The sequence below is a fragment of the Croceicoccus sp. Ery5 genome (genome assembly GCF_020985325.1).
GTDB lineage: Bacteria > Pseudomonadota > Alphaproteobacteria > Sphingomonadales > Sphingomonadaceae > Croceicoccus.
Genome location: NZ_CP087587.1, coordinates 602,457 through 614,825, shown reverse-complemented (window position 1 = coordinate 614,825; position 12,369 = coordinate 602,457). Strand labels below are relative to the sequence as shown.

10 protein-coding genes are annotated in these 12,369 nt (G+C 65.1%); 7 read left to right on the top strand and 3 right to left on the bottom strand.

Annotated features, from left to right (window positions below; translation table 11 throughout):
• Positions 1–9: 9 nt before the first annotated feature.
• Complete coding sequence (locus LOZ74_RS02965; RefSeq protein ID WP_230292824.1) at positions 10–1,548, top strand: CehA/McbA family metallohydrolase; 1,539 nt, start codon at positions 10–12, stop codon at positions 1,546–1,548.
• A gap of 53 nt (positions 1,549–1,601) precedes the next feature.
• Positions 1,602–4,403: a TonB-dependent receptor gene (locus LOZ74_RS02960; protein ID WP_230292823.1), complete on the top strand. Its 2,802-nt coding sequence runs from the start codon at positions 1,602–1,604 to the stop codon at positions 4,401–4,403.
• A gap of 248 nt (positions 4,404–4,651) precedes the next feature.
• Here the strand turns inward: LOZ74_RS02960 and LOZ74_RS02955 are convergent, their stop codons facing one another.
• The 3 genes from LOZ74_RS02955 to LOZ74_RS02945 form a co-directional block, all read right to left on the bottom strand.
• Entirely contained in the window at positions 4,652–4,831 is a 180-nt protein-coding gene (locus LOZ74_RS02955; RefSeq protein ID WP_230278932.1) for a DUF1508 domain-containing protein, read from the bottom strand.
• 85 nt (positions 4,832–4,916) lie between these two features.
• Complete coding sequence (locus LOZ74_RS02950) at positions 4,917–6,014, bottom strand: FAD-binding oxidoreductase (RefSeq protein ID WP_230292822.1); 1,098 nt, start codon at positions 6,012–6,014, stop codon at positions 4,917–4,919.
• On the bottom strand, positions 6,011–6,985 hold the full coding sequence (locus tag LOZ74_RS02945) for an alpha/beta fold hydrolase (RefSeq protein WP_230292821.1): 975 nt from the start codon (positions 6,983–6,985) through the stop codon (positions 6,011–6,013). The genes LOZ74_RS02950 and LOZ74_RS02945 overlap by 4 nt, the downstream gene beginning before the upstream one ends.
• Before the next feature lie 102 nt (positions 6,986–7,087).
• On the opposite strand from LOZ74_RS02945, the gene LOZ74_RS02940 reads away from it, so the two are divergent.
• From LOZ74_RS02940 to LOZ74_RS02920, 5 genes are all read left to right on the top strand, one after another.
• A complete protein-coding gene (locus tag LOZ74_RS02940) occupies positions 7,088–7,606 on the top strand; it encodes a prepilin peptidase (RefSeq protein ID WP_230292820.1) in 519 nt (172 codons plus the stop codon).
• 100 nt (positions 7,607–7,706) lie between these two features.
• The gene (cpaB, locus tag LOZ74_RS02935) at positions 7,707–8,708 is read left to right on the top strand and encodes a Flp pilus assembly protein CpaB (protein ID WP_230278936.1); all 1,002 of its coding nucleotides are present in this window, start codon (positions 7,707–7,709) and stop codon (positions 8,706–8,708) included.
• A 68-nt stretch (positions 8,709–8,776) separates the two neighbouring features.
• Positions 8,777–10,297: a type II and III secretion system protein family protein gene (locus tag LOZ74_RS02930; RefSeq protein WP_230292819.1), complete on the top strand. Its 1,521-nt coding sequence runs from the start codon at positions 8,777–8,779 to the stop codon at positions 10,295–10,297.
• A gap of 25 nt (positions 10,298–10,322) precedes the next feature.
• A complete protein-coding gene (locus tag LOZ74_RS02925; RefSeq protein ID WP_230293795.1) occupies positions 10,323–11,012 on the top strand; it encodes a CpaD family pilus assembly lipoprotein in 690 nt (229 codons plus the stop codon).
• Between the two features lie 24 nt (positions 11,013–11,036).
• The gene (locus tag LOZ74_RS02920) at positions 11,037–12,311 is read left to right on the top strand and encodes a pilus assembly protein CpaE (RefSeq protein WP_230292818.1); all 1,275 of its coding nucleotides are present in this window, start codon (positions 11,037–11,039) and stop codon (positions 12,309–12,311) included.
• The last annotated feature ends 58 nt before the right edge of the window (positions 12,312–12,369 follow it).

The following is a 12,369-nucleotide window of genomic DNA, read 5'->3' as shown; positions in this document are numbered from 1 at the left end:
GCCCGATGGATGGAAAGAGTGCCGGCCTTCGGGTCGGCACTTTTGTTCGAAGCATGGGCGCTGGCGGCGCTGCCGGTTCTGACCGGCGGCGCACTTGCGCCTGTCGCCGCCTCTGCGCAGGAGGCGCGGGCCCTTCCCGTTCGCGACGCCGATCTCACCCTGACCGGCAGGATCACGGGCGAGGATCACCAAAGCTATCAGCGCGCCCCGTTCACCATGCCCGAAGGGGTGGACCGTCTGGTGGTCGCCTTCGACTATGACGGGCGCGAGGAAAAGACCGTCATCGACCTTGGCATAGAGGACATGCACGGGTTTCGCGGGGCAAGCGGCGGCAACAAGCCCAGTTTCACCATCGCACGCAGCGATGCGACGCCATCCTATCTGGCGGGCCCGATCGACGCAGGCGAATGGGCGCTGTCGCTGGCGGTCCCCAATATCAGGCAGGGCGTGACGGCGCACTGGAGCGCGCGGATATGGTTCCTGCATGGGGCAGAGGCGCAAATGCCTCCGGCGCCAACCGCAGGACGCGGGCCCGGCTGGTATCGCGGCGATCTGCATATGCACACCGGCCATAGCGACGGTTCCTGCGACAGCGAGGCCGGAAGGCGCGTGCCATGCCCGCTGTTCCGCACGGTCGAGGCGGCAAGGGCACGCGATCTGGACTTCATCGCGATCACCGAACACAATACCACCAGCCACGCGGGCGCGCTTTACGAGGCGCAGGCATATTTCGATCGCACCCTGCTGATCCCCGGGCGCGAGATCACGACGTTTTTCGGCCATTTCAATATTTTCGGCATCACCAGCCCGATCGATTTCCGCATCACCAAGGAAGGTGCAATCGGGTTCGACCAGATTGCCGACAGGGTGCACGAGCTGGGTGGCATCGTATCGATCAACCATCCCGCCCTTCCCAGCGGCGAAATCTGCATGGGCTGCGGTTGGACGATGGACAATGTCGACTATGCCAAGGCTGACGCGTTGGAACTGGTGAACGGGTCGTCTCTGGCATCGGCTGACCGCAATGCGGAAGGGATAGTCTCTGCCATTCCGTTCTGGACGAAGCTGCAAGCGGAGGGTTTCGCCCTGACCCCGCTGGGGGGAAGCGACAATCACGATCCCGATGTCCATGATCTGGGCGCGGTGGGCGCGCCAGTTACCATTGTCGAGGCGCAGGACCTGACGCCGCAGGCACTGTTCGACGGCATCCGCATGGGTCGCAGTTTTGTCGCGGTCGATCCGTCCGTCCTCCCCCTGCACGCCGATTTTTCGGCCATGGGCGAAGGGCAATCCGCGCGCATGGGCGGAACGTTGCAGCTTGCCGGACCCCTCGTGCGATTGCTGCCGGATGTTGAGGTGCCTGCGGGAAGCGTGATCGAATTCCATGATGGCGGCACGCTTGTCGCCAGATTGCCGATTGCCGATGCCTCGGCGGGAGTGGAAGTCGATCTGGCTGCCGGAACGCATCCAGTGCATCTGCGCATCCGGTCTGGATCGGGCGATTTGCTGGCCATCGGCAATGCCATCCGGATCGATGTGGCGCGCTGAACCGGGCGCGTTACTGACACGATACTGACCCAAAGGCCGGATAGGGGCACACGATGCCTGGCCCAGTGCGCAATGCGTCGCGTGCCCTTTCCCCCGCCTATGCTCTTGCCTTTGGCCTGCAGCTTTGTTCGGGCATTGCCCTGTGCGCGCTTCCCGCGCCTGCTCATGCGCAGGAAGGACTGCTGGAATTCGACATTCCGGCGGGCGATCTGGCCAGCGCTTTGCAGCTGTTCGCGCGGCAGGCGGGCGTGCAGATCCTGTTCCCCTATGACGCTGCCGAGAGGAAGCGAAGCCCCGCCCTGAAGGGTCGCATGACAGCGACCGCCGCGCTGGACCGACTGCTGGAAGGTCAGGGGCTGGCCGTAGCGACCCGCGATGCACGGCGCATTACCCTGCGCGCGGCGCCGGTGCGGCGCGCTGCCCGCCCCCGCCCGCAGCCGGCGGCGGCACCACGACCGCCCGTGCCTGCTCCACCGCCACCAGTCGACATCGTGGTGACGGGCCGAGCCGTGGATGTGCCCGTTGCCGCCAGTGAAATGAGCTATGCGCTGACTTCCATCCCGCGAGACGGGCTGGACATGTCCGCGCCGCTATCGACTGCCGCGCTGTTCCAGCAAGTGCCCGGATTCTGGGTCGAGTCCTCAGGCGGAGAGGCGGGCAATAATATTCGCTCGCGGGGAATCCCGACTGACGGCTTTTCGGCCATCGCCTTCGCCGAAAACAATATTCCGGTGCAATATGACGGGGCGCTGGGATATCTGAACACCGACCAGTCTTTCCGCATCGACGATACGGTCGCGCGCGTAGAGGCGGTGCGCGGCGGACCGGCCAGCCTGTTCATGCCCAATGCGCCGGGCGGCGTCGTCAATTTCATCACCCGATCCGGCCTCGACGAACAGGGCGGCCGCGTCACGCTGACGGGCGGAGACAACGGCTTCCTCCGCTTCGACGGCTATCACGCACTCCGCCTCTCGGACGAATGGGGTATCGTCGCGGGCGGTTTCTTTCGCAGCGACGGAGGCCGGAGGCCGCCGGGCTATACCGCCGACAGCGGCGGGCAGATCCGATTCGCGCTGGATTATCGCGGCGCGGGCAACAGCCTGTCGCTGGATGTGCGCCATCTGGACGACCGGGTGACCTTTTACCTGCCCGTGCCGCTTCGTCTGGGCAAAGATGGCAAGCCGGAACCGGTTGCCGGTTTCGACCCGCTGCACGATTCGCTGGCCGGTCCGGAGACGCAGACTCTCCCGCTTTACAACGGGCGCGTTCCGACCGATTTCGACTTGTCCGAAGCGACGCATACCAGGCTGACGGCGATCACCCTGCGCGGCACGGCCCGTCTGGGCGGTGGCAGCGAATGGCATGGCGGGCTGCGCTGGCGTAGCAGCGATACCGCGCGCAATGCGCTGTTCCCCACCGGCACGCCGATGACGGGCGCGGCCTATCTTGCGACCATCGAAGACCGGATGCAGGCCGCTTTTCCCGATATGGCGGAACTGGCGCTGCGCTATGCTCTGGACGGGGCGGAATTTCCCGATGCGGCCAATGCGCTGGTGACGGGCGGCAATCTTCTCGCCGTTTCCGTGCCGCTGGACGAGGTTCTGGCCGAAACAAGATTGACCTCCACGCTGCAGGCGGCCGGACGCCACGATGTCGCGCTGGGTATAGGAGCGGCGCATTACGCCTATCGCTTCGAGCGTTACATGGGCACCTTGCTGATGGAACTGGCGGACGAGGCGCGATTGATCGACGCCGTCGCGCTCGATGCCCGCGGGGCGGTTACGGGGCGCTATACCGATGGCGGGGTGCAGCGTTACGGCTCGCTTTTCGATGCCGCGCGCATGGCGGTTGACGCGCTGGCGGTCCATGCATCCGATGAATGGCGCCTGTCGCCCGACATGCGCGTCGATTTCGGGGTGCGGTGGGAAGTGAACCGCATCGACGGGAAGGTCGCTGGCCAGACCTTGGTCGACCTTGGCGACCCGACGACGCTGGCGGATGACCAGTTACTTGTGCCCGACGGTTCCCTCGTTCGGCTTCGGCGCAGCGACAGCGGTTTTGGCTGGTCGATCGGCGGGAATTATGAACTGTCGCCCCAGCTGGGTGTGTTCGCCCGCTATACGCACAGCTTCCGGCTTCCCAGCGCCAGCAATTTCAACACCGCGCCGCTGCGCACCGATCAGCAGACAGTGCCGATCGCCATGACGGAACTGGGCCTCAACCTTGCAGGCGACACATTCGACGTGTCCGCCACACTGTTCAGCACCCACTTCCAGCGCCTTCCTTTCAGCGATTTCCGCTTCGACACCGGAACCAACACCTATGTCGAAACGACCGAGATTGCCGACACCCGCACCGTCGGAGCCGAGCTGGAGGCGGTTTGGGACCCTGCAGGACCGTTCGATCTGGTCATGCAGGCGACGTTGCAGGATGCGCGCTATCGCAATTTTGCCTTCACCCAGCTGGTGGATGGCCAGCCGGTGGAGCGCGACTTTTCCGGCAATCGCCTGATCCGCGTGCCGCGCCTGTCCCTGCGGGCGGTGCCGGGCATCGCGCTGGTGAAGGACCGTCTGCGGGTCGAAATGACGGGCGAATATTTCTCCAAACGCTATGCCGACATCGCCAACGCACAGGCGCTGCCCGCCTATCTGTTGATCGGCCTCAACCTCCGCGCGCTCTTGACCGACAGGATCGAGATGGGCGTGCATGTCACCAATTTAACCGACGCATTGGCCCTGACCGAGGGAAATCCCCGCAACGGTTCGTTCGATAGCGGTGTGTCAGACGACGGATATTTTTACGCCCGGCCCGAGTTTTCAAGAACGGTTCGCGTCGAGGCAGCTTTGACGTTCTAGACTGTGGCGGCGAAACGAGAATTTGACCCGCCATCGGGTCTTGCCAGTCTTCCCGATAGCGTTACCACGACCTTTCAGTTCGCCACCGGCCGACGGGGCACTTTGAATCGTCGTGCTAAGAAGTGGTCAGTCTCGCAGCGAACCACCGCATTGTCGCGACCGGCCTATGCGCGAATGCCTGACTTTTTCAGCTAAGGGTTGGGGCCGGAACGGAACGGTCACGCTCCGGCCTCCATAAGCCGGTCGGCTCAGGTCGTGGTATCGACCACTTCGGCACCGGGGCCGTTCTTCAGAATGGATTCGATCGCATTCTTGGCACTGGCTTTCGAAGTATAGCCCTCGGTCCAGAACATGGTTTCGGAGTTATAGCAGAAATAGGCGACATACTCGCCCTTCTTGTTCTGCCGGATTTCGAAGCGATGCGCCATTACGTACTCCCGTCATTGGCCTTCAGGAAATCTGCATTACCTTGATAGCAGTGCGATTCGCCGGTGCAACCCCGCTTGGCCGCCCCTATCGAAAACGGTCGACGCGATAGGGTGTCGGGTCGATCCCCGTGGCCGGACCCGTCGCATCGCGCCCCAGCAGCATGGCGGCGGCCATGTCGGCGGCGGCAGGCGATGTCTGGATACCGAAACCGCCCTGCCCCGCGCACCAGAAAAAGCCCGCAACCTCGGGATCGAAGCCGTAAACGGGCGCGCGATCGGGAGAAAAGCTGCGCAGCCCCGCCCATTTGCGCTCCACCGCCTCTACCTTCCAGTCGACCGCATGTTCCAGCCGGTCGATAGCGACGGCGACATCCAGCTCCTCGGGCGCGGCATCGCAAGGGGGCGTGGGCGTTTCGTCATGCGGGCTTAGCCACAGGCGCCCGCTCTCGGGCTTAAAGTAGAAGCTTTCCTGAATGTCGAGCACCAGTGGCAGCGCGGCGGGAGCGGCAGGCTGGCAGCGCAATTGCACCACCGTGCGGCGCAGCGGCGTGATGCCGACCGGCCGCGCACCGGCGATGCCGGCAATCTCGTCCGCCCATGCGCCCCCGGCATTGACCAGAATACAAGCCCGCACCGTGTCGCCATGCCCGATAGCCAGCGTCCAGCCATCGGCTCCGCGCTCTGCCGATTTCAGCCGCGCACCGGTTTTCAGCATCGCGCCCTGCGCCCTGGCGCGCGACAGGAAATGCGCATGCAGCGCCGCCACGTCGATATCGGCGCAGCCTTCGCTCCATGTGCCGTGCACCCATTCGGGTTTCAGGCCCGGCACGATCTCCACCAGACTATCGCGGCCCAGCTTGGCGATGTCCGCGCCCAGTGCCTGAAACCGCGCCATAAAGGCGTCGATCGCGCCCTCGTCCCCTGCGCGGCCGATATGGAGCACACCGCGCTGGGTAAGAAATCCGCCTTCGCGCAGATAGGGGCCGCTGCCCACCGTCAGCGGAAAAATCTCCGGCCCGCCATAGGTTTCTTCCCAGAACGCGGCCGAACGTCCGGTGCTGTGATAGCCGGGCGCATCCTCGGCCTCGATCATGATAACCGAAGCCTCGCCCGCAAGGCTGGCGGCAAGGCTGGCACCGGCCATGCCCGCGCCGACGATCGCAATATCGTAAGTCCCGCTCATGCCCCGCCTTCTACAGACAGTTGCGCGGCAAGAAACCCGTCGATCTCGGCAAGGGCGCGGTCGCGAACGGGATCGCTCTCGCGAAGAATCTCATGCGCGGCCTCTGCCCCGAATTCCACCAGACGGGCATCGGGCAGCAGGCGCGCGGCGCGGCGGATGGCCCGTTCACTGACCAGCCGGTCGGCGCTGGTGCCAAGGATCAGCACCGGCAATGTCACCCGCGCCAGCACATCGGCCCGCGCGGTGCGGCGCATCGATTCGGCAGCACGTTCGACCCAGCCCCAGCTGGGCGCGCCCAGCCGCAATTGCGGGCGTTCGTTGCGCCAGAACAGCTCGTCCTCGTACCGGCTGACATCATGGGTCAGGATCGACTGGCGCATCGCGGCGGGCTGGCCGGGCTTCTCGCCCGCCTTCCACGCGGGCCTGCTCGCCGCGCCCAGCGACGCCATCAGATGCGCTGCTGCGTGCCACATCCATGGCGGCAGCGGCGGCCCTGCAAAACCCAGCATCGGCGCGACCAGCACCAAAGCATCGGGACAGGCCGCCCCCTCTGCCACGCCGCGCAAGGCCAGCTGCCCGCCCATCGAATGGCCGATCACGGCACAGGGCGCATCGGGCGATTCGGCGCGCCAGTCACGCCAGAACCCGCGCAGATCGTCGATCCAATGGGCGAAATCGCCGATATGGCCGGTCGCCTCGTCATCGCCCAGCCGCCCCGATCCGCCTTGCCCGCGCCAGTCGACCGCGGTCACGCGCCACCCTTCGCCGAACCAGTATTCCAGCGTCTCCAGATATTTCTCATACGCGTCGCCGCGCCCGCCCAGAAACAGCAGCACGCCGCGCGAATCCGCCGGTTCGGGCCAGTCGATCCGGCGGATCGCGTGCCCGTCGGCCGCATGCCATACCGATTCGCGCGCATGGGCGGGAATGGCGCGGCGCGCGGCGGCAGGATCGACAGAAAAGCGGGTCAAGGCAGCGGGTTCACTTGGGTAACGACATCTTCGCGGGCATGGTTACTGTTTGGTAAGTCCTGCCCTTTAAACCGGCCCTCGATCAGGGGGTTCCGGTTGGACATGAACACGCAACTTATCGCTTACGGATTGCTCGCAGCCTTGGCAATCGCGGTGCTTTACGCAGGCATTACCGACCTGCGGCATCGCAAGATCACCAACCGGTTGACGGGGGCCATCGCCATCGCCGCGCCGTTGTTCTGGATCGCCAGCGGCCTGCCGCTTTGGCCCGGCATCGCGATCCAGCTGGCGCTGGCCGTGGGCTGGTTCGTCTTCGGCGCGGTGCTGTTCAAGATCGGCCAGATGGGCGGCGGCGACGTAAAGCTGTTCACCGCGCTGGCCCTGTGGCTCGAACCCTCGCTTTTCATGATGGTCGTGCTGTTGACCATGATCGTCAACGGCGTGGCCACGCTGATCGTATGGCGCGGCGTGCGCCGCGCGCGACGCGAAGGGCGCAAGGTGGAAGCGCGCTCTACGCCATACGGCGTTTCGGCCGCGCTGGTGATGCTGGTGATGTTCGCGATCCGTTACGGACCCGCCGTTCACACCGCATTTTCCGGTTCTTCGACGAATTTTGCCTGATGTGCGGGTCGTTTTGACCTGATTTTAACCATTGCCGGTGAGTCTGGCAGCACGGACGGGGGCGAAACCCCCATTGGATTGACGAAGGGGCTTTAAGGCCATGGACAAGAAGAAGCTGATCCTGCTGGCAGTCGCGCTGGTCGTCGCGGTGGGTACCGCGCTGATGGCGCGCAGCATGTTCGCCGGGGGCTCCGCCCCGCAGGCAGAGGCCGCCGTGGCCGAACCCGAAGGTCCGCGCGTGCTGGTCGCCCAGCGCGCCCTGCCCGTCGGCACGATCATCACGGCCGATGCGCTGCAGTTCAAGATGTGGCCCAAGGAAATGGTGCAGGACGCCTATTTCGTCGAGGGCGAGGCCGATATGCAAAAGCTGCTCGGCACTGTCGCGCGCTTCCCCGTTACCGCTGGCCAGCCGCTGACCAAGGGCACGCTGGTGCAGCCCGGCGATCGCGGCTTTCTGGCTGCCGCTCTTGGGCCGGGCATGCGCGCCGTGACCGTGACCGTGTCGGAAAAAACCGGTGTCGCGGGCTTTGTCTTCCCGGGTGACCGCGTTGACCTGCTGCTGACGCAGGCGATCGGCGGCGGCCGCGACGAGCCCGGCTTCAACGCCACCGAAACCGTGCTGCGCAACCTGCGCGTTCTGGCGACCGACCAGTCGACCGAGACCCAGCAGGTGGACGGCAAGACCGTCGTGACCAAGTTCCGCACCGTCACGATCGAGGCCACCCCGCGCATTGCCGAGAAAATCTATGTCGCACAGGAAGTCGGCACGCTGTCGCTGGCCCTGCGCTCGATCGCGGACAACCGCGCCGAACTCGACCGCGCCATCGCATCGGGTGAGCTGGTCGTGCCCGAAGGCGCCTCGCCCGAGGAAGAAGAGGAAATCCTGCAACTGGCGATGAACCGCCCGCAGGAAGGCCGAACCACCTTCCAGACCGGCGGCGACGTATCGCGCTTCCAGTCGCGCTATATGCCGACGGCCAAGAGCAGCGGCGGCGACACGGGCGTCGCGACCGCAGCCGCACCCGCCGCTGCCCGCCCGACCGGACCTGTCGTTCGCGTCAGCCGCGGCAACAACACCGTCATCGTGCCGGCCGGCAAGTGAACGACCTCGACGGGAGCGCGCAAGCCGTGATCAAGAACCGTAACAATGTGTCCAAGGGGGGACATAAGATGAAACGCCGCCTGCTTTCGGGCCTCGTGCTCACTGCCACCGTCCTGGCGCCGATCGGCCCCGCGGGCATCGCGACCACCGCGACCGCGCAGACCATGCCGACGCCTGCCGACCAGATCGTGCTGTCGATCGGTCGCGGCCAGTTGGTCAATGTGGGCGGCCGGATGGCCGACATCTTCATCGCCGACGAAAACGTCGCCGACGTTCAGGTCAAATCGACCAACCAGATCTATCTGTTCGGCAAGGCAGGCGGCGAAACCACCGTCTATGCCAGCGACGCGAACGGCGCGATCATCTGGTCGGCCAATGTGCGCGTGGGCACCAATATCGACAGCATCGACCAGATGCTGGGCCTTGCGATGCCCGAAGCCAAGATCTCGACCGCGACCATGAACAACACGGTCCTGCTGACCGGCACCGTCGCGGCCCCCGAAGACGCTGCCGAGGCGGAACGCCTTGTCGCCGCATTCGTGGGCGATGGCGTCAATGTGATCAGCCGCCTGAAACTGGCGACGCCGCTGCAGGTCAGCCTGCATGTGCGCTTTGCCGAGGTGAGCCGCACGCTGGTCCGCGCCATGGGCGTGAACCTTGCCACCTATGACGGCACCAGCGGATTCAAATTCGGCCTGTCGCAGGGCCGCGACGGCTTCCTGCCGCAATGGAGCGTGGGCGGCGGTGTATTTGCCGGCGGAACCGAAGCTTCGGACGGCGCAAGCCTCGTCACCGGCAATGGCAGCGGCAGCACCATCGCAGGCTTCGGCAAGTTCCTCGGGCTCGACATCGCGGGCGCGCTGGATCTTGGCGAACAAGACGGTCTGGTCACCACTCTGGCCCAGCCGAACCTGACCGCGCTTTCGGGCGAAACCGCCGAATTCCTTGCGGGCGGCGAATTTCCGATCCCGATGAGCCAGGGCCTTGGCACCGTGGCCATCGAGTATAAGAAATACGGCGTCAGCCTTGCGTATACGCCGACCGTGCTGGCCAATGGCCGCATCTCGATCCGCGTCCGTCCCGAAGTGTCGGAACTGTCGAGCGCGGGTTCGGTCACGCTGGAAGGTTTCGAAGTGCCTGCCCTGACCACCCGCCGCGCCGAAACGACGGTGGAACTGGGTTCGGGACAAAGCTTCATGATCGGCGGCCTGCTGTCGAATTATTCGAACAGCACCATCGACAAGACCCCCGGGGTGGGCGATCTGCCGATCCTGGGCAATCTGTTCCGCTCGACCAGCTTCCGTCGCGGCGAATCCGAACTGGTGATCGTGGTCACGCCCTATCTGGTGAAGCCGGTCGATGCCAAGGACATCGCCCTGCCGACCGACGGCTATAAGAACCCGACCATGCTGGGCCATCTGATGGGCATGCAGTCCGACGGCGAAACCGGCGGCGTGCGCCGTCCGATGCCCAGCGCCAGCGAAGCGGCCCCGACCGGCCCCGTCGTCGGCATGAATTCCATCCCGCAGCAAGCCGCCCCGGTTCGCAGCGCCGATGCCGGCGATGCCAAGCCCGGCTTCAACTTCTGATCGCAGGAGCAGCAAGGTGACCAAGATGATCAAGACCATCACTGCGCGCAAATCGGCAACCGCCGCGCTTCTGCTCGGCGCCTCGGCCGCCCTTGCGGGCTGCGTCGGCGGAACGGCCTCGAACCGCTCGCTGAATTCGGTGCACCAGCCGGTCGTGTCGCGCACCAATTACGTGTTCGACGTCATGACCAGCTCCTCGGGCGTTCCGATCGGCGAACAAAGCCGCCTTGCCGGTTGGTGGGAAGCGATGGACCTGTCCTATGGCGACAAGGTTTCGGTCGACACCACCAATATCGGCCCCGCGGCCAAGGCTGATCTGATGTCGCTGGCCGACCGGCAGGGCATCATCCTGTCGGAAGCGCCGCCCGTAACCGAAGGACAGGCCGGCCCCGGCGTCGCCCGCGTCGTCGTGACGCGTTCGACCGCAGCGGTCGAAAACTGCCCGCGCTGGACGGACAAGAGCGATTTCAATCCGAATAACGCGACCAGCGACGGTTTCGGCTGTTCGGTGAACACCAATCTCGCCGCGATGATCGCCAACCCCGAAGACTTGCTGACGGGCCAGAAGGGCACGGGCGAGACCGTGGTGATGAGCTCGACCAAGGCCATCGACAGCTATCGCCAGCAAGCGCCCACCGGCGAAGGCGGCCTGCCCAATGTCTCCTCCACCAGCGGTGGCGGCGGCAGCGGCGGCGGCGGCGGCGGCGGCAATTAACGGACTCGCGAAGGAGAAGCTTTGATGAACCAGATGTCATCCGGAATGGGCGAGCGCGATTCGTTTGCCGCCTTCGTCAGCGACGAAGCGACCATGGAAGTGGTCCGCACAACCGTCTCGAACCTCAACATGCCGCATGAAAAATGCAACATGGGCGGGCTTCGCAATGCAGTGCAGACCCTGTCGGTTTCGGCCAGCCCGCAAATCCTGCTGGTCGACCTGTCGGAATGCGGCGACCCGCTGTCCGACATCAACGCGCTGGCCGAGGTTTGCGAACCCGGCACGGTGGTGATCGCGGTCGGCCAGATCAATGACGTGCGCCTCTATCGCGACCTTACCGCCAGCGGGCTGCAGGACTATCTGCTGAAACCGCTGAGCGAGGAAGCGCTGCGCGATTCGCTGCTGCAGGCACAAAGCGTGCTGAGCGCGCCGCGCCAGTCGGCCGACGCCTCGGTCACGCGCAACCATATCATCAGTGCCATTGTCGGCACTCGCGGCGGGGTCGGCGCATCGACCATCGCCACATCGCTCGCGTGGCTGTTCAGCGCCGAACACAAGCTTCCGACCGCGCTGCTCGACCTCGACGTGCATTTCGGCACTGGCGCACTGACGATGGATCTGGAGCCTGGCCGCGGCCTTTCGGACGCGATCGAGAATCCCTCGCGCATCGACGGCCTGTTCATCGAACGCGCGATGGTGCGGGCGAACGACAATCTCTCGGTCCTCTCGTCCGAAGCGCCGATCCATTCGCCGCTGATGACCGATGGCAGCGCCTTTGTGCAGCTTGAGGAGGAGTTCCGTCAGGCCTTCGACATGACCGTCGTCGATCTGCCGCGCAACATGCTGATCAATTTCCCGCATGTGCTGGCCGATGCCGATGTGTTCGTGCTGGCGACCGAACTGACCCTGTCGGGCGCGCGCGATGCGATCCGCATTCTTTCGTGGGTGGCGACCAATGCCTCGCACATGAAGCCGATCGTCGTTGCCAACCGCGTCACCAGCGGCGCGGGCGAAATCAGCAAGGCCGATTTCGAAGCCTCGATCGAGCGCAAGATCGATTTCATCATGCCGATGGACGTCAAGACCGCGACGCAGGCGGCCAAGGTCGGGCAGGTCTTCGTCGAAGCCAACCGCGCCAGCAAGGCATCGGCCGTGCTGCGCGATCTGGCCCGCACCATCATGGCGGCCAATGGCGACGAAAAGGCACCCGCCGGTGGCGGCGGCGCGTCGAACAGCGGCTCGCTGATGGAAAAATTCGGTCTGGGCGGAATGAAGGCCAAGACCAAGCAAAAGGCCTGATGCGCGTATCCCCCGTCCCGTTCGCGGGCGGGGGACGCCATCGGAATGATTAGGGTAC